Origin of the sequence: Paraburkholderia acidiphila, from assembly GCF_009789655.1 — a bacterium.
GTDB classification, from domain to species: domain Bacteria; phylum Pseudomonadota; class Gammaproteobacteria; order Burkholderiales; family Burkholderiaceae; genus Paraburkholderia; species Paraburkholderia acidiphila.
The window spans coordinates 2,285,811-2,303,190 of the sequence record NZ_CP046909.1 but is presented as its reverse complement, the minus strand read 5'-3'; the positions used below and the strand labels follow the sequence as shown (position 1 = coordinate 2,303,190).

The 17,380-nt window shown below is 65.4% G+C and carries 14 protein-coding genes and 1 other RNA gene; 7 read left to right on the top strand and 8 right to left on the bottom strand.

The window, feature by feature from the left end; genetic code table 11:
- Positions 1-143: 143 nt before the first annotated feature.
- Positions 144-911: a DUF2968 domain-containing protein gene (locus FAZ97_RS10370; protein WP_158758354.1), complete on the top strand. Its 768-nt coding sequence runs from the start codon at positions 144-146 to the stop codon at positions 909-911.
- A gap of 112 nt (positions 912-1,023) precedes the next feature.
- Here FAZ97_RS10370 and FAZ97_RS10365 read toward each other — a convergent pair whose 3' ends face one another.
- Positions 1,024-2,157: a hypothetical protein gene (locus FAZ97_RS10365; RefSeq protein WP_158758353.1), complete on the bottom strand. Its 1,134-nt coding sequence runs from the start codon at positions 2,155-2,157 to the stop codon at positions 1,024-1,026.
- A 185-nt stretch (positions 2,158-2,342) separates the two neighbouring features.
- Entirely contained in the window at positions 2,343-2,873 is a 531-nt protein-coding gene (locus FAZ97_RS10360; RefSeq protein WP_158758352.1) for a GNAT family N-acetyltransferase, read from the bottom strand.
- Between the two features lie 344 nt (positions 2,874-3,217).
- Here FAZ97_RS10360 and tcuC point away from each other — a divergent pair, with 344 nt between their 5' ends.
- Positions 3,218-4,513 carry an MFS transporter gene (tcuC, locus tag FAZ97_RS10355; RefSeq protein ID WP_158758351.1) on the top strand — a complete coding sequence of 432 codons (1,296 nt, stop codon included), beginning with the start codon at positions 3,218-3,220 and terminating at the stop codon, positions 4,511-4,513.
- An 85-nt stretch (positions 4,514-4,598) separates the two neighbouring features.
- Here tcuC and FAZ97_RS10350 read toward each other — a convergent pair whose 3' ends face one another.
- Complete coding sequence (locus FAZ97_RS10350) at positions 4,599-6,548, bottom strand: tetratricopeptide repeat protein (RefSeq protein ID WP_158758350.1); 1,950 nt, start codon at positions 6,546-6,548, stop codon at positions 4,599-4,601.
- A gap of 142 nt (positions 6,549-6,690) precedes the next feature.
- Here FAZ97_RS10350 and FAZ97_RS10345 point away from each other — a divergent pair, with 142 nt between their 5' ends.
- The 3 genes from FAZ97_RS10345 (at position 6,691) to FAZ97_RS10335 (ending at position 9,854) form a co-directional block, all read left to right on the top strand.
- The gene (locus FAZ97_RS10345) at positions 6,691-7,011 is read left to right on the top strand and encodes an ArsR/SmtB family transcription factor (RefSeq protein WP_233271571.1); all 321 of its coding nucleotides are present in this window, start codon (positions 6,691-6,693) and stop codon (positions 7,009-7,011) included.
- Positions 7,008-8,036, top strand: a complete 1,029-nt coding sequence (locus FAZ97_RS10340; RefSeq protein ID WP_233271570.1) for a cation diffusion facilitator family transporter — start codon at positions 7,008-7,010, stop codon at positions 8,034-8,036. Before FAZ97_RS10345 ends, FAZ97_RS10340 begins: the two co-directional genes overlap by 4 nt.
- A 120-nt stretch (positions 8,037-8,156) precedes the next feature.
- The gene (locus FAZ97_RS10335) at positions 8,157-9,854 is read left to right on the top strand and encodes an FAD-dependent monooxygenase (RefSeq protein ID WP_158758348.1); all 1,698 of its coding nucleotides are present in this window, start codon (positions 8,157-8,159) and stop codon (positions 9,852-9,854) included.
- A gap of 49 nt (positions 9,855-9,903) precedes the next feature.
- On the opposite strand, the gene FAZ97_RS10330 is transcribed toward FAZ97_RS10335, so the two are convergent.
- Genes FAZ97_RS10330 through FAZ97_RS10315 form a run of 4 tightly spaced genes read right to left on the bottom strand, consistent with a single transcriptional unit; the run spans position 9,904 to position 15,166 of the window.
- Complete coding sequence (locus tag FAZ97_RS10330; RefSeq protein ID WP_158758347.1) at positions 9,904-10,143, bottom strand: formate dehydrogenase subunit delta; 240 nt, start codon at positions 10,141-10,143, stop codon at positions 9,904-9,906.
- Positions 10,144-10,147: 4 nt separating this feature from the next.
- Positions 10,148-13,084, bottom strand: a complete 2,937-nt coding sequence (gene fdhF, locus FAZ97_RS10325; protein ID WP_158758346.1) for a formate dehydrogenase subunit alpha — start codon at positions 13,082-13,084, stop codon at positions 10,148-10,150.
- 13 nt (positions 13,085-13,097) lie between these two features.
- Positions 13,098-14,657, bottom strand: a complete 1,560-nt coding sequence (locus FAZ97_RS10320) for a formate dehydrogenase beta subunit (RefSeq protein ID WP_158758345.1) — start codon at positions 14,655-14,657, stop codon at positions 13,098-13,100.
- Positions 14,654-15,166, bottom strand: a complete 513-nt coding sequence (locus tag FAZ97_RS10315) for an NAD(P)H-dependent oxidoreductase subunit E (protein ID WP_158759131.1) — start codon at positions 15,164-15,166, stop codon at positions 14,654-14,656. The genes FAZ97_RS10320 and FAZ97_RS10315 overlap by 4 nt, the downstream gene beginning before the upstream one ends.
- Before the next feature lie 130 nt (positions 15,167-15,296).
- On the opposite strand from FAZ97_RS10315, the gene FAZ97_RS10310 reads away from it, so the two are divergent.
- Both FAZ97_RS10310 and FAZ97_RS10305 read left to right on the top strand, forming a co-directional pair.
- Complete coding sequence (locus tag FAZ97_RS10310) at positions 15,297-16,379, top strand: substrate-binding domain-containing protein (RefSeq protein ID WP_158758344.1); 1,083 nt, start codon at positions 15,297-15,299, stop codon at positions 16,377-16,379.
- A 112-nt stretch (positions 16,380-16,491) separates the two neighbouring features.
- Positions 16,492-16,758: a hypothetical protein gene (locus tag FAZ97_RS10305; protein ID WP_158759130.1), complete on the top strand. Its 267-nt coding sequence runs from the start codon at positions 16,492-16,494 to the stop codon at positions 16,756-16,758.
- A 196-nt stretch (positions 16,759-16,954) separates the two neighbouring features.
- On the opposite strand, the gene ssrA is transcribed toward FAZ97_RS10305, so the two are convergent.
- Positions 16,955-17,324: a transfer-messenger RNA gene (gene ssrA, locus FAZ97_RS10300) on the bottom strand.
- Between the last annotated feature and the right edge of the window lie 56 nt (positions 17,325-17,380).

Here is a 17,380-nt window from a genome sequence, read left to right as displayed (position 1 = left end):
CTGTTCTTGAGTGGTGGCCTCTCTACGTAAGATTCATCCTAATCTATCGAGTCTGCTGCTTATCCAAATTTAAACGTCGTTTTTGAGATTTCACGGCGGCGATAATGAAGGGTTACTGAGAATCCTGAATGGAATAGGCAGGTATGAAGCACTCAATCACGTTGCGTCGTGTGATGCTCAGCGCCGCAGCGCTCATGCTGCTCCAGCAGGGCACGACGGCATGGGCCGGCATGCCGGCCGGCGCGGCGAACGCGGCCGACATGTCTGGCGCGGTTGGAGAGCGTGTGCCGCTGGCGGGTAGCCGCCCCTCGCTTGGCAGTATGACGCCGCAGCCGGCCGGTGCGCTGCCGCCGCAGAGCGGTATGGCCAACGCGGACGAGCAGGCCAGCGCCGGCGCCGTGCAAGGCGACGTTGCCACGCTGATGCAATTGATTCACGACGCCCAGCTCGTTGAACTGCGTACGACCTATAACGCCAGCTATGGCGCGAGTCTCTTCTTCTACCCGCCGGAGATGACGTACTACGTCGTGCTGTTTCAGGACAAGCACTTCTGGCGCGTGATCCGTTCGCAGGACGAAGCACGTTCAGAGGCGATCTACGCAGACTTCGTGCGGCAAACCGTGCAGCTTTCCCAGGTCGAAATACGCCGTACGGAGCTCGAGGCGCAGAAGGCGTTCATCCAGCGCGTGATCGCGATGTCTGAAGAACGCGCACGCCGTCTGCAGGCCGATCTCGCCATCGCCCGCACGCAGCAGGCGCGAGTCGACGACTACCAGCGCCAGGCGCAGGGCGACGCAGCGGCGCTCAATGCGCAGAAGGCCCAGGCACAGGCGCAATTGCGCGAACTGCAGAGGCAAGTGGACGCACTGCAGCGCGCAACGGAGGCAGGCCTGCCCGGGGCACCGCGCTGAGCGTTGCGTCGCGGTTTTCTGCTCCGATGGTGGAGCGCGTCTCCTGCAAACAGCAAAAAGCCCGGCAAACGCCGGGCTTTTTCTCTGGTGCAACAGCGGGCGGACCCTCGAGTTACTTTGCGAATCGGTCCGGCACCTCGGTGATGCGACGTTGCGAAACGTGATTCACCCATTCCGTACTATCGACAGGCACGGCAGGCGAATTCGATACGTGTGCCGGGGCGTACGTTTTCGCATAGGAGAGGATGGACGCGTATTCGTCGGCGGGATTCGCGCCGGTTTGCCGTGACGAATAGCCTTGCGCTTCCGAGTAGGCGCCATGTGTGCGATGCGACGTCACCGGAGCCGCTTCGCGATATGGCGCAAATGCACGGATGTCGCGGCGTGGGTTCGTACCGCGCTCTGCAACGCGCTGACCACTTCCGCGCTTGACCGCACGCTCGTTGCCGCGCGCTTCGCGCTGGACGAGTCTCGCCGACGATGCGGGCTGCGCGTGCGCACGCATGCTGAAATCAGCTTTCGCGTGGGGTGGCGCCACGGCCTGCAAAGGCTTGCGAGTATCGGCGACTGTCGTTTGGGGCGCTTGCACCGGCATTTCCACCGTGCGCGGCAAGACCGCGGCAGGCGTAGGCGCAGGAGCGCTGGGCAGAGCCACCGCGCCGGAGGTAACGCGCTCGTGCTGCACGCGCGCTTCGGCAAGGCGCTGCGAGATGTCTTGGCCTGCGTTCGCATTGGGGTGTGGGGTCGCCGTGCCAGTTGCGCTTGTCGTATCGTGCGGTGCATGACTCGCGACGATCCATGCGAGCAGGGCGGCGCCGCCAATCGCAACCGCACCGCCTGTGAGCTTGCGTTGCTGGAACGGCGGCATGTGATTTTGCGCGTGGTCTGGCGAGACCTCAGGTGTGCTCCGCGCGTTTGCAGTGCGACCGGCCGGCGGATTACCGGCGGTTTCCCGCGCAACGGACACAGCGGAAGGAGCACGCGCGACAGGCGCGGCAACGGGCCTGGGCGGCTGCGGAATCGGGCTGTGATCGTTGCCCCAGCCGACTGCCGCACGAAACGCTTCGGCGCTCAGACAAACCGTGCGCATGATGGCCGCATAGAGCGCGCGCAGTTCGGTGCGCAGGCTGAAATGCGGAGGCGTGAGCGCCCATTCCCGGCCAAACGACGCAGGCAAGCGGGCGAGCGGGCGAATGTGCGGCAACGCGAGCGCGCCCTCGACCTGAACGAATGGAAATGTTGACATTGATCTCTCGCAACCCCGGTTAGGCGCCGGCGCCGGGTGGCAATGTCATCGGCGGCGCGTGTTGCTGGGTCGCCTGCGGCGCATGAAATTAAAGGGATGGCGCGAATGATGGCAGCCACCATTCCGTCGATCTATCGGATATGTCTTAAACGCTTGAGATCTTTGCGCTGGGCCTGGCGCGGGCTTCACTCGCCGCCGAGCCGGTACACGTAACGCAGTGCCGTGATATCGATGCCGCCCATGCGGTCGGGTTCCGAGCCCGAGTAGGTCCAGCCCTGGCGCTCGTAGAACGCGATGGCGGGCGTGTTGCCATCGAGCACGTACAGGTAAAGCTGCGTCTCGCCCTGCGCGCGCGCCCAATCCTGTGCCGCTCGCATGAGTCGCTTGCCCACGCCGATGCCCTGATGTGCGGGCAGCGCATGGAGATTGTCGAGCAGCACGCCCCAAGGGGAGCCCGGCTGGCGTTCGACGCACACGAAGCCAACGGGCGCACCGGATGCAAGCTCGGCGATCAGAACGAGACGCCTCTCGCCGCCTGGGGCCTCCATGCGTGCGCGCCAGTAGGCCGAGCGCTCGGCGTCGATTTCGCGTTCGAGAAACGCGGCGGGCAGCAGCGTGCGATACGTGGCCTGCCAGCTTGCGGTATGCATGGCGGCGAGCAAGGGCGCATCGGCGACGGTGGCCGGGCGTAGCGTGAGGGTTGGGATTGGGGCCATGCGGATGGATGACGTGTGGACGTCCGGATCAAGGCGTGCGTCGGGGGCCGCGCGCCGAGCCCTGCTGCGAAGTATTGTGCCCCAATCGAGGACATTCGCGGCGGGCTCGCCATCTGCGAAAGCATTTAGAACGAAAAAAGTAATAGATATGAAAGATATGGCGTGCGTTGACGCTTTTTACTAGCCTCTTTTAAGGAAATGCCCGAATATCTGGCTCCCGGCGCGTACCGCACAATAAAATGCCCGCGCGCGCGCCCGCGCGACTCTCGCTTTACCGCGGGTGATTGTTTTTCACTGTTCCGCGAGCCGTACTGGCGCCGCGGGCAGTCTCTTCAGAGAGTGTCATGTCTACCGCGTCCCACGCATCCCCAAGCGAATCAAAGTTCCGGACCGTTTTCCGCGTCGTCAGCGGCAACTTCCTGGAAATGTACGATTTCATGGTCTATGGCTATTACGCTTCGGCGATCGCCCGGACCTACTTCCCGAGTGACAATGCGTTCGCTTCGCTGATGCTCACGCTGTCCGTGTTCGGCGCGGGCTTCCTCGTGCGTCCGCTCGGCGCCATCGTCCTCGGCGCGTATATCGACCATCACGGCCGCCGCAAGGGCCTCATGCTCACGCTTGGCCTGATGGCGTTCGGCACGCTCGCGGTAGCGGTCGTGCCTGGTTACGCGACCATCGGCATACTCGCCCCGGCGCTCGTGCTGATCGGGCGCCTGCTGCAGGGATTCTCGGCGGGCGTGGAACTGGGCGGCGTCTCGGTTTATCTCTCCGAGATCGCGACCAAGGGCAACAAGGGTTTCTACGTTTCGTGGCAGTCGGGCAGCCAGCAGGTCGCCGTGGTGTTCGCCGCGCTGCTGGGCGTGTTGCTGCATCGCCTGCTGCCCGTCGAGCAAATGACGAACTGGGGCTGGCGCGTGCCGTTCCTCATCGGCTGCCTGATCGTGCCGTTCCTGTTCATCATTCGTCGCTCGCTCCAGGAAACGGAGGAGTTCGCGAAGAAAAAGCACCGTCCGTCGATGGGCGAAATCATGGCGTCGATGGTGCAGAACTGGGGCGTCGTGATCGCCGGTATGGGTATGGTCATCATGACCACCGTGTCGTTCTACCTCATCACGGCCTACACGCCGACTTTCGGCAAGGAAGTGCTCAGGTTGAACGAACTCGATACGCTGATCGTGACGGTCTGCATCGGCTTGTCGAATCTGTTCTGGCTGCCGGTTTCCGGCGCGGTTTCGGACCGTGTGGGCCGCCGCCCGATGCTGATCACCTTCACCGTGCTGACGATCCTCACCGCTTATCCGGCGGTGCAGTGGCTCGTGGTCGAGCCGTCGTTCGGCCGTCTGCTCACCGTCGAACTGTGGCTGTCATTCCTCTACGCCTGCTACAACGGCGCGATGGTCGTGGCGCTGACGGAAGTCATGCCCGCCGACGTGCGCACTGCCGGCTTCTCGCTTGCCTACAGCCTCGCAACGACGGTTGGCGGCTTCACGCCGGCGATCGCGACGTACCTCATCCACGTGAGCGGCAACAAGGCTGCGCCGGGGGCGGTGATGGGCGTGGCGGGCGTGTGCGGCCTCATTGCGACGCTCGTGCTCTATCGCACGCCGGAAGCGCGTAATCAGTACAAGGCGGCTTGATTGGGCGAAGTGGTCGTCTCGCCAGGAAAGCAATAAAAACGGGGCGCTCAGGCGCCCCGTTTTTTTGTGCCGCTGATTGTGTCGCTCACGCGTCGCGCAACTCGCGCGCGACCGTCTCCACGACGTCCGCCCATGCATGCGGGCGCGGCTGGCGCACGAGCCGCGTGCGCGGGTACCAGGGGCTTTCGTCGGTATCCGCGAACCAGCGCCAGTCCGCGGCGAACGGCAGCATGACCCAGAGCCGCGCACCAAGCGCGCCCGCGAGGTGGGCAATCGAGGTGTCGATCGACACGACGGCGTCCAGCCGTTCGATGACGGCCGCCGTATCCGCGAAATCCTGCAGCTTGCCGCCAAGGCGGTGGATCGAGCGCGAGCGCGGATGCGCGTCGAGCGCCGCGTGTTCCGCTGCGCTGAGCTCGGGTTGCAGCACAATCCAGTCGATGCCTTCGAGCGCAAAGAGCGGTTCGAGCGCGGCGAGCGCAATCGCGCGGTTTTCGTGCTTCTGGATGCGCCCGGACCACGCGAGTCCGATTTTGCGGCGCGCCTGGCCGCCCAGCGAGCCGCGCCATTTACGCCCGTAGGCGGGGCTGGCGTTGAGGTAGGGCGTGCGCGCGGGCAGTGTGTCGATGCTCGTGCCGAGCGCAAGCGGCAGGGAGAGGAGCGGGCAGTGCAGGTCGGCGGCGGGGCGCGGTGCGCCCTGCTCGACGAGCGTGACGCGCCAGGATTCGGCGGCGGGCGCGATGAGCGGAACGAGCGCGCGTTGCACTTCGAGCACGACGCGCGCGTTGCCTGAGCGCGCCGCGGCTGCCGCGACGAGCGGCACGAAGCGCACGAACTGAAGCGTGTCCCCGAAACCCTGTTCGGCTTCGATCAGGAGCGTGCGACCGTCCAGGGGCTCGCCGTGCCAGCGCGGCAGCGTGTTGTGCGGCGTGCGCGGCGCAATGGATCCAACCTGTACGTTCGCCGGCCGCGAAGGTACATAGCCCGCGCCGCGTGGTGCGTTAGCGTAGGCTTCCTCGCGCGCGGCCGGATCAAGCCGCCATTCGTACTCGGGCAGTCCGCGCCGGAAGTCGCCGAGCGTGAGCCACGTGAGCGCGCGATTCAAATGCGCGGCGGCCAGATCGGGCCGTACCCGCAGCGCCTCGTCGAAAGCGCGCAGCGCGGCCGCATGCCGGCCGATTGCGTGATGCGCCACGCCGAGCGCGAGCCACGCGAGAGCGAACTTCGGATCGAAGCCGATCGCGCGCTCGTAGGGTCCGATGGCTTCGTCATGGCGGCCGAGCGCGGCAAACGCATTGCCGAGTCCGAAGAGGGCCGGCGGGAAGTGGGGCTGCAGCGAAAGCGCCATTTCGAAGGCGGTCACAGCCTCGCCGTGATGGCCGGTCGCATCGAGCGTGTTCGCAAGATTGAAATGGGCGGCGACGAAGCGCGGCTGCACGCGCAGCGCCTTCTGGAAGTGTTCGACCGCGCTTGCGCTGTCGCCGAGCGCGTTGAGCGACATGCCCAGATTGTTGTGCGCCCCGGCGTGGCCCGGGCGGATTTTCAGCGCGCGGCGAAACGAGTCGGCGGCTTCGGCATGGCGGCCGAGCGCATGCAGCGCGTTACCGAGATTGTTGTGCGACGAGGCGTCGCCCGGCTGCAGGCGCACGGCCTGGCCGAACGCGTACATCGCGTCCTCGTGGCGACCGATCGCCGCGTAGGCGTTGCCGAGGTTGTAGTGCGCGAGCGCAAAAGCGGGCGCGAGCGTGAGGGCGTTGCGAAAGCGCTCGATTGCGCCCTCCAGTTCGCCGAGCGCCTTCAGCGCGTTGCCCAGGTTCAGCTGGAGCGCGGCGTCGTCGGGGCGCAAGGCGACCGCGCGGCGCACGAGGTCCGCCGCCTCGGCGTGCTGGCCTCGCTGATGCCGTAGCACGCCGAGCAGATGCAGCGCATCGACGTGCACGGGATCGGCGGCGAGCGTCGCGCGGTAGTCGCGCTCGGCGTCGTCCAGCCGGCCGTCGCGATGTGCGGCGTACGCGCGGACAAAAAGCTGTTCCATGACTGAAGAAGCAAAACGATCGAGACGCAAAGGCGGCATTTTCCCACACTCGCGGACCCGCTCCCGAAGTTCGCCCGAGTTTGACTGGAATCCGTTGCTGAACTAACATGTGAACATCTGTTCATATGTGTTGGGTGTAATCGTGACCCCAGTTTCCGACGACGAGCGCGTCGTCCCGCTCGCCGACCTCTTTCGTTTGCTCGGTGACGCTACGCGCCTGCGTATCGTGCTCGCCTGCGTTCAGGATCGGCTCGCCGTAGGGGCGATCGCCGACACGCTCGGTTTGTCGCCCTCGCTCGTGAGCCACCATCTGCGGCTCCTGCGCGCCGCGCGCATCGTGCGCGCCGAACGCGAGGGCAAGCAAGTGTTCTATGCTGCCGCGGACGCGCATATCAGCGCGATGATCGCCGGCATGCTGGAACATGTTGCTGAGCCTTCGGCGCAATGGCAGGAGGGCGCATGAGTGCCGCTGACCACGAGCACGCGCATGACCACGATCACGGCCATGCGCACGTCGATGCCGGGACGCACGGCGTCCACGCGCCGCACGGCCATGACCACGCTCACGGCCACCATCACCATCATCATGCGCCCGTCGCGGGGCACGGCCGCGCGTTTGCCATCGCCGTCGCGCTGAACGTATTCATCGTCGTCGTACAGACGGTGTACGGCGTGCTTGCGCATTCCACCGCGCTGCTCGCCGACGCCGGCCACAATCTCTCCGACGTGCTCGGCCTGCTGCTCGCCTGGGGCGCCGCGGGGCTTGCCACGCGCCGCCCATCCGCGCGCTTCACGTTCGGCTTCGGCAGCTCGTCGATTCTTGCCTCGCTCGCCAACGCCGCGTTACTCCTTCTCGCGTGCGGCGCGATCCTCGCGCAGGCGGTTGGCCGCCTGCTCCATCCCGCGCCGGTCGCAGGCTTCGATGTGTTCGTCGTGGCGACCATCGGCATGGTGGTCAACGGCTTTTCGGCGTGGCTGTTCATGCGCGGGCAAAAGGACGACCTGAACATTCGCGGCGCCTTCCTGCACATGGCGGCCGATGCCGGCGTGTCCGCCGCCGTGGCCGTGAGCGGTTTGCTGATTCTCGCGACCGGCTGGAGCTGGATCGACCCGCTCATGTCCATCGCGGTCGTGCTCGTGATTCTGTATGGCACCTGGGGGCTGTTGCGCGAGTCGGTGCGGCTGGCTCTCGCCGCGGTGCCCGAGAACGTCGACATCGTGCGCGTGCGCAGCTTCCTTTCCCAGCAGGAGGGTGTAGTCGATGTGCATGACCTGCACGTCTGGGCGCTTTCGACCACGGGCTGTGCGCTCAGCGCGCATCTCGTGATGCCGGCCGGGCACCCCGGCGACGCCGCCCTCGATCGGATGGTCGAGTCGCTCGAAGTGCGCTTCGGCATGAGGCACGTCACGCTGCAGGTGGATCTCGGTACGAGTGAGCATCGCTGTGCGCTGGACATGCCGCGCAGCGGCCATCCGCACGCACACTGAAGCGCGGCAATTTGCAGCGCGACGCGTCGCGCCACTCAGGCTGCTTTTGATGCGCTGCCGCGCGACCGCTTGAGGCGCGGGCGATACACTACGTATCGTGTCGAGCGCATGGAGGTCTGCATGGCCGTGGCTTCTTCCCTCGCGCCCGTGCTCATCGTGGGCGCGGGACCCACCGGGCTCGCCGCCGCGATGAGTCTTGCGCGCGCGCATATCCCCGTGCGGCTGATCGATCGCGCGCCACAGCCAGGACGCCACTCGCGCGCGTTCGGCATTCAGGCGCGCACGCTCGAACTGTTCGAGCAGCATCGCGTCGTCGAGCCGTTTCTCGAGCTTGGGCATCGCGCGCATATCGCGAATCTTTATTCGAACGGCCAGCGCCGTGCACGTCTCGATTTCGATCCGCTGTTCACACGTTATCCCTATTTGCTCTTCATTGAACAGACCGTTACCGAGCGCATTCTCGCCGGGCATCTCGAAACGCTCGGCGTGGAGATCGAGCGCGGCTGCGAGTTGCTGGAGTACACCCAGGGATCGGCAGGGGCAAGCGCGGAAGTGCGCCGCCCCGACGGGCGTGTGGAGTCGCTGCGCTGCGCTTACGTGATTGCTGCCGACGGCGCCCATAGCACCGTGCGCCATCGCCTCGACATGAAGTTCGATGGCGAGACGATGGCGCAATCGTTTCTGCTCGCCGACCTGAGCGCGAGCACACCCTGGTCCGACGACGAGTTTCACATCTTCGCCTCGGGCGATGGCCTCGCCGCGCTTTTTCCATTTGGCCACGGCCGCTACCGCCTGATCGCCGACCACAAAGCGATGCTGCCCGCCGCGCCGGAAGGCGCGATGCCCGTGCCCACGCTGGAAGAATGTCGCGACATCATCCTGCAGCGCGTGCACCACCCGGTGTCCGTTTCCGACATGGGCTGGGCTTCGTACTTCAGCGTGAACAGCCGCATGGTGCGGCAGTTGCGCGTGGAGCGCACGTTCTTCGCCGGCGACGCCGCACACGTGCACAGCCCCGCAGGCGCGCAGGGCTTGAACACGGGCATTCAGGAAGCCTTCAATCTGGGCTGGAAGATCGCGCGTGTGCACGCGCGCGGCGCACCCGAGCGCCTGCTCGACACCTATCACGCGGAGCGCTACCCGATCGAGCGGCTCGTGCTGCAGCAGACGAGCTTCATGACGCAACTGGTGGAGGCCGATCACGGCCCGCTCAAGCTGCTGCGCGAGCGCGTGATGCCGGCGCTCGTCGCGCTCGGGCCGCTGCGCGACGCGGCGCGTCAGGCGGTGAGCGAGCTGTCGATCCAGTATCGCCGCAGCCCGCTCACGCTCGAGCGCGTGCTGGACGGCGGCCCGCGCGCGGGCGAGCGTGCCCCTGACGCTTTCGTGCGGGTGGTGGACGGTCCGTTAGGCAAGGCGCCCGGCAAGGGGCGCATCTTCGATCTGCACGACCCGGCGTGCTTCTCGTTGTTTCTGCTGGTGGAGGGCGATGCCGAATCCGCGGGTACGGCGGCAAGAAACGGCGCGGAGGCGTTAGCGGCGCTCAAGCATTTCGTCGAAGCCGTCGAGCGCCTGTTTCCGCAAGCACTGCGGGTCTGGTGGATCGCCGATCTCGCCAACGGCGAGACGCCGCTGGCGGGCGAGGGCGCAGCCTCGCTAAGCGAAGCGTACGGTCGCACGCGGCCCGGCTTTTATCTGGTGCGGCCCGACGGTTATATCGGCGCGCGGGGGCGTCCCGCGTCGGACCTCAATGCGCTGCTGCGCCATTGCGAGACGTGGTACGCGGCAGCGGGATTCGCGCAGGCACCGCCGGCGGTCTGAGCAAACCGGCGGCGCCGTGCGCGTCGTGCAACGGCACGGCCGGCACGGCTTAAGCCGCCGCGGGCATCAACGCCTCGCGATGCTTCGTGAGCGAGGCCATCACGATTTCCGTGAAGCCCGCTTGCTCGCCTTCGCCGTCGAGCGCCGCGAGCAGCGTGCGGCGCATGCGCGGCTCCCAGAACTTGCGGATGTGCTCCGCGATGCCCGTGAGCGCTTCGTCGCGATCGGGCAGCGAGTCGAAGAACATGCCTATCTGGTTCGCCATTTCGATCAAGTGATCCGCTTTCATCGCTTTATTTCCCTGAGGTTGTAAGCGGTTCGCGCTTGCTCAGCAGCTCGAGCTGGGTCGTGTTGAAGCGCGAGTATTCGCGCTGCCATTCCGAGGGCTGCTGCACGTGGCTGACCTGCACGGCCGTCACCTTATATTCCGGGCAGTTCGTGGCCCAGTCGGAGGCATCCGTGGTGATGACGTTCGCGCCCGATTCGGGGAAGTGGAACGTCGTGTAGACCACGCCCGGCTGCATGCGCGTGCTGACCTTGGCGCGCAGCACCGTATGCCCGGCGCGCGATTCGATGCCCACCCAGTCGCCGTCGCGAATGCCGCGGTCTTCTGCGTCCACCGGATGGAGCTCGAGCCGGTCTTCCTCGTGCCAGCGCGAATTCTCGGTGCGGCGGGTTTGCGCGCCCACGTTGTACTGCGAGAGGATGCGGCCCGTCGTGAGCAGGAGCGGGAAACGGCGCGTGACCTTCTCCGGCGAAGCGATGAACTTCGTGATGACGAACTTGCCCTTGCCGCGCACGAATTCGTCGATGTGCATGATCGGCGTGCCATCGGGCGCCTGCTCATTGCACGGCCACTGGATGCTGCCCATCTCGTCGATCTTCTTGTACGAGACACCGTGGAACGTGGGCGTGAGGCGCGCGATCTCGTCCATGATCTGCGACGGATGTGTGTAGTCCATCTCGTAGCCGAGTGCGCGGGCGAGCAGGATCGTCGCTTCCCAGTCCGCGTACCCGGCGATCGGCGGCATGACCTTGCGTACGCGCGAGATGCGGCGTTCGGCGTTGGTGAACGTGCCGTCCTTTTCCAGGAACGACGAGCCGGGCAGCAGGACATGCGCGTACTTCGCCGTTTCGTTCAGGAAGATGTCCTGCACGACGATGCATTCCATCGACGAAAGCGCCGCCGCCACGTGCTGCGTGTTCGGGTCGGACTGGACGATGTCCTCGCCCTGGCAGTACAGGCCCATGAAGGTGCCGTCGAGCGCCGCCTCGAACATGTTCGGAATGCGCAGGCCCGGCTCGCTTTGCAGCGCGACGTTCCATGCGTCTTCGAAGAGCGCGCGCGTCGTGGCGTCGCCCACGTGGCGATAGCCCGGCAGCTCGTGCGGGAAGGAGCCCATGTCGCACGAACCCTGCACGTTGTTCTGGCCGCGCAGCGGATTCACGCCGACGCCTTCGCGGCCGATGTTGCCCGTTGCCATCGCGAGGTTGGCGATGCCCATCACCATGGTCGAGCCTTGCGCGTGCTCCGTGACGCCGAGGCCGTAGTAGATCGCCGAATTGCCTTGCTGCGCATAGAGGCGCGCGGCGGCACGCACTTGCTCGGCCGGCACGCCGGTCACTTCGGCCATGGCTTCCGGCGAGTTTTCCGGCAGCGAGACGAAATCGCGCCATTGCTCGAACGCGCGGGTTTCGCAGCGCTCGGCCACGAACGGCTCGTTCACGAGCCCTTCGGTGACGATCACGTGCGCGATCGAGTTGACCATCGCGACGTTGGTGCCCGGGCGCAGTTGCAGGTGATATTCGGCCTTCACGTGCGCGGTATCGACGATATCGATGCGGCGCGGATCGACGACGATGAGCTTCGCGCCCTGACGCACGCGGCGCTTCAGACGCGAGCCGAACACGGGGTGGCCGTCGGTGGGGTTCGCGCCGATCACCATGATCACGTCGGAGTGATCGACCGACGCGAAGGTCTGCGTACCCGCCGATTCGCCGAGCGTCGTCTTCAGGCCATAGCCCGTGGGCGAGTGGCACACGCGTGCGCAGGTATCGACGTTGTTGTTGCCGAACGCGGCGCGCACGAGTTTCTGCACGAGATACGTTTCCTCGTTCGTGCAGCGCGAAGACGTGATGCCGCCAATCGAATCGCGCCCGTGCTTGGCCTGGATGCGGCGGAACTCGCTCGCGGCGTAGTTGATCGCTTCGTCCCAGCTCACTTCGCGCCACGGATCGGTGATCTTCGCGCGGATCATCGGCTTCTTGATGCGGTCCTTGTGGGTGGCGTAGCCCCACGCGAAGCGGCCCTTCACGCAGGCGTGGCCTTCGTTCGCCTGGCCGTTCTTGTGCGGCACCATGCGCACGACTTCGTTGCCCTTCATCTCGGCCTTGAACGAGCAGCCCACGCCGCAATAGGCGCAAGTCGTCACGACCGAGTGCTCGGCCTGGCCCAGCATCACGACGGTTTTTTCCTGCAGCGTGGCGGTCGGGCACGCGGCCACGCACGCGCCGCACGACACGCATTCCGAGTCCATGAACGCTTCGCTCGCGCCGGCGGCGACACGCGATTCGAAGCCGCGCCCGGCGATGGTCAACGCGAACGTGCCTTGCGTCTCTTCACACGCGCGCACGCAACGATTGCAGACGATGCACTTGGACGGGTCGTACGTGAAGTAAGGATTCGATTCGTCCTTCTTGTCTTTCAGGTGATTCGCGCCGTCAAAGCCGTAGCGCACTTCGCGCAGGCCCGTGACGCCCGCCATGTCCTGCAGTTCGCAGTCGCCATTGGCGGGGCAGGTGAGGCAGTCGAGCGGGTGATCGGAGATGTACAGCTCCATCACGTTGCGGCGCAGCTTTTGCAGCTGATTGCTTTGCGTGCGCACCTTCATGCCCGCTTCGACCGGCGTCGTGCACGAGGCGGGATAGCCGCGGCGGCCTTCGATTTCCACGAGACACAGGCGGCACGAGCCGAACGGCTCGAGCGAATCGGTGGCGCACAGCTTGGGCACGTTGATGCCTGCCTCGATGGAGGCGCGCATCACCGAAGTGCCGGCCGGCACCGTGACGGACTGGCCGTCGATTTCGAGTGTGACGTCGACGTCGGCGTGGACGAGCGGCGTGCCGTAATCGGTGTCGTCGAGAGGCGAACGTTGTTTCATTGCCGCCGATTTGCAGGCGCAATTGCCGGAACCGCAACCACCGGCTTGGGACATGAGCGTGTCGGACATGGTGGTTCCTCGTTCAGGCTGCTGCTGCCGGAGCGGCAACGGGTTCGAGACCGAAATCTTCAGGGAAATGGTTGAGTGCGGAGATCACGGGGTAGGGCGTCATGCCGCCCATCGCACAGAGCGAGCCGGACACCATCGTCTCGCACAGGTCGCGCAGCAGCGTGACCTGTTTCTCAGACGTGTCGCCCTTGCGGATCTTCGCGATCACCTCGACGCCGCGCGTCGAACCGATGCGGCAAGGCGTGCACTTGCCGCACGATTCGAGCGTGCAGAACTCCATGGCGTACTGGGCGAGATCGGCGAGATTCGACGTATCGTCGTGCACGACGAGGCCGCCGTGGCCCACGACCGCGCCGACTGCCGCATACGCTTCGTAGTCCATGGGAATGTCCCACTGGCTCTCGGGCAGATAGGTGCCGAGCGGGCCGCCGACCTGCACGGCGCGCGCCGGGCGGCCGCTGGCGGTGCCGCCACCGTAGTCGACCATCAGCTCGCGCAGCGTCACGCCGAACGCAAGCTCGACGAGCCCGCCGCGCGCGATGTTGCCCGCGAGCTGGAACGGCAGCGTGCCGCGCGAGCGGCCCATGCCGAAGTCCTTGTAGAACGCCGCGCCCTTGGCAAAGATGATCGGCACCGTCGCGAGCGTGATGACGTTGTTGATGACGGTGGGCTTGCCGTAGAGGCCGGAGAGCGCGGGCAGCGGCGGCTTGGCGCGCACGATGCCGCGCTTGCCTTCGAGCGATTCGAGCAGCGCTGTTTCCTCGCCGCACACGTAAGCGCCGGCGCCCTTGGCCACGAACAGCTCGAAGCGCTTGCCGCTGCCGAGCACGTCGTCGCCGAGCCAGCCTGCCGCACGCGCACGCTGGATGGCTTCTTCGAGCGTCGCGATCGAATGCGGATACTCGCTGCGCACGTAGATGTGGCCAACGGTGGCGCCCACCGCGATGCCCGCGATCGTCATGCCTTCGATCAGCACATACGGATCGCTTTCCATGACGAGGCGGTCGGAGAACGTGCCCGAATCGCCTTCGTCGGCATTGCAGACGATGTACTTCTGGTCGGCTTGCGCATTCGCGACCGTGCGCCACTTGATGCCGGCCGGGAACGCCGCGCCGCCGCGGCCACGCAGGCCCGACTCGACGAGCGATTCGCAGATAGCGGCGCCGGTCATTTTCAACGCATTGCGCAAGCCTTCGAGGCCGCCGTGAGCGACGTAGTCGTCAGTGGAAAGCGGGTCGGTGATGCCGATGCGCGCGAACGTGAGGCGCTGCTGCTTGCGCAGATACGCAATCTGCTCGACGAGCCCTACGCTGCGCGCGTGCTGGCCGCCTTGCAGGAAGCCGGCGTCGAAGAGCGCGCCCACTTCGTCGGGCTCGACATTCGCGTAGCCGACGCGGCCATCGGGCGTTTCGATTTCGACGAGCGGTTCGAGATAGAGCAGGCCGCGCGAACCGTTGCGCACGAGTTCGATGCTCGCGCCGCGCGCGGCGGCTTCGCGTTCGATGGCTTCGGCGATGGCATCCGCGCCGAGCGCGAGGGCCGAGGAATCGCGGGGTACGTAGACGCGTGTCATGCGGCCTCCTCGGTGCGCACGGTGGCGAGCGCGGCGGCGTAGAGCTTGTCGAACTTCTGCGGGGTCACTTTTGCGTGCAAGGTGCCGTTAATCATCATGGCGGGCGAGAGCGCGCATTGGCCGAGGCAATAGACGGACTCCAGCGCGACCGGACCTTCGTGCGCATGCGCATGCTCGGCGTCGTGGCCGTGCTGACCGAACCGGCAGCCGGTGTGCGCCTCGACGTGCTGCGCGAGCGTTTCGCTCCCCATGCTGCGGCACGCCTCGGCGCGGCACAGCTGGACCGTGACCGGCGCGGGCGGCGCGGTGCGGAAGTGGTGGTAGTAGGTGATCACGCCGTGCACCTCGGCGCGCGAAAGACTCAGCGCCTTCGAAAGCGGCACGACCGTGGCCGGCGGCACGAAGCCGACTTCATCCTGGATCGCATGCAGGATCGCAAGCAGCGTGCGGCCCGGTTGCGCGTGACGCAGGACGAGATCGTCCGGTGCGCTAACAGCTGTCTCTTCCATCATGGGGCTTCTCCTGGGCATATATGCACTTGTTATTCATAAAGTGTGCATCTATGCTGCGGTTGTCTTGTTGTCTGACCGAACAATAGGCCCGTGGAATGGCGGACGCAATAGGAAGGAAGATTTCATAATGATCAAGGTCGAGTGCCATGCGCAGCTAGTCGTGCGCGATGCGGAAGGCCGAGAGGCAAGCCTGACGGACGTTGTGCCGTTGCTTGCGCTCGTCGCGGAAGAAGGAAGCATTGCGCAGGCCGCGCAGCGTAAGGGTTTGTCCTATCGCCATGCGTGGGGCGTGTTGCGCGAAGTGGAGGAGCGCCTGGGCGGCGCGCTGATCGCGAAAGCGCGTGGCCGCGGCTCCGTGCTCTCCGAACTAGGCGAGGCCGTGCTGCGTTCGCAGCGCCTGTGCGGGGAACGGCTGCAGGGCAACCTCGAGGCGCTGGCGAGCGAGGTGGCGAGCGACCTGAACCGCTGGCTCGCGCCCAACGCGCAGGATCTGCGCATCCACGCTTCGCACGGCTACGCGGTGGCGGCGCTCGTGACGGCGCTTGTCGCCGACCAGGTGCCCGTGGAGATCAAGTACCGCGACAGCGTCGATGCGATCACGGCGCTCGCACGCGGCGAATGCGACCTCGCGGGCTTTCATTTGCCGCGCGGCGATTTTCGGGCCGCCTGTGCCAACGCCTACCGCAGTTGGCTCGACCCGCAGCGGCATGTGCTGATCCATCTCACGCAGCGCAAGCAGGGGCTCTTCGTCGGGCGTGGCAACCCGAAGCAGGTCACGGGTCTCGCCGACCTTGCGCGCGGGGATATCCGCTTTGTGAACCGGCAGCCGGGCTCGGGCACGCGCATGCTGATCGACCTGCTGCTTACGCGCATCGGCGTCGATCCCGAACGCGTGAACGGCTATGCATCGTCGGAACTCACGCACTCGGCGATCGCCGCGTTCGTGGCGAGCGGCATGGCCGATGTGGGTTTTGGCGTGGAACCGGCTGCGCACCATTTCGGCCTCGATTTCATCGAAATCGCCGACGAAGACTATTATTTCGCGTGTGATCGCGCTCATCTCGCACATGAGCCGCTGGCGACGGTCCTGTCGCTGCTGCGCGGGGCCGGATTCCGTGCGTCGGTTGCGCAGCTCGAAGGCTATGATCCTGCGTCCTGCGGCGACGTCGTGGAACTCGAAGCCGCATGGGGCGGCCCGCGCGCGTTGTAATAGAAGGCAATGTATTGGGCAGACGACGCTGCAGACTGAGGCGCTTTTTGTGATACTTTCAGTTCGTATTCGCTCTCACGTTTCAGATGCGCGCTCGTCGCGCCGATCGACCATGAAATTTACCCTTAAGATGTGTGCTGCAGCCGCTACGGCAGCAGCGTTGTTTGCTACATTCAACCTCGCGTTTGCGCAGAACTCGCCGGGCGTGCCTGGTGGCATCCTCGGCGATCAGTTCAAGTTCAACGAGCATCCGCAAATGCAGTACGCCGCTTCGGCGCCTTCGGAAAAGTATCAGCATGGCAAAGCGTCTGCCGCACGCAAGCGTGGCGATCTGGGCGATCCGAACGGCTGTAATCTGCAGTGCCCGCAGGATAATTGATGGTGTAAGGGCGCGGGCGCTCGTTGCGTCGCCTGTGGCATAAAAAGACTCGCGAAGCCCGAAAGGGCTGTCGCGAGTTTTTTTATGGGCGCTTTGCCGGGTTTGCGGGTGTCAGGACACCTTGGAAAACAAAAAGCCCCGACAGCCTTGCGGCGGCGGGGCTTGAGTCCGTTCGTCGTGGACGACCGGAAATATCTGGTGGAGCCGGCGGGAATCGAACCCGCGTCCAGAAGCAGTCCATAACCAGTTCTACATGCGTAGTTCTGTCATTTGATTTAACCGCAGCGACGCGGACGAACACGCTGCGCTACGGCGATTCACTAGATTTTCGACCTTGGCGTCGTGACGCCACCAAGGCTTAACTGACGTAAATGACCTCTGGCGGTATTGCTACCGGTCTTGCGACGCTAGCCCGTCAGTAAGCTAGGCAGAGGACGGCGGCCCTTAGGCTGCCAGTGCGAACGTATCGTCGTTTGCAGTTACGTTTTTCCCATTGATTAACGAGGTGACGGGTCCTCGGCATGCCCTGATTACTTCATAACCCCTGTCGAAACCAGGTCGGCCCCAGAGGAAAGAAGAATTATCACATAGTTCGCCATATGAGGCGAACCGCGCCCGATTC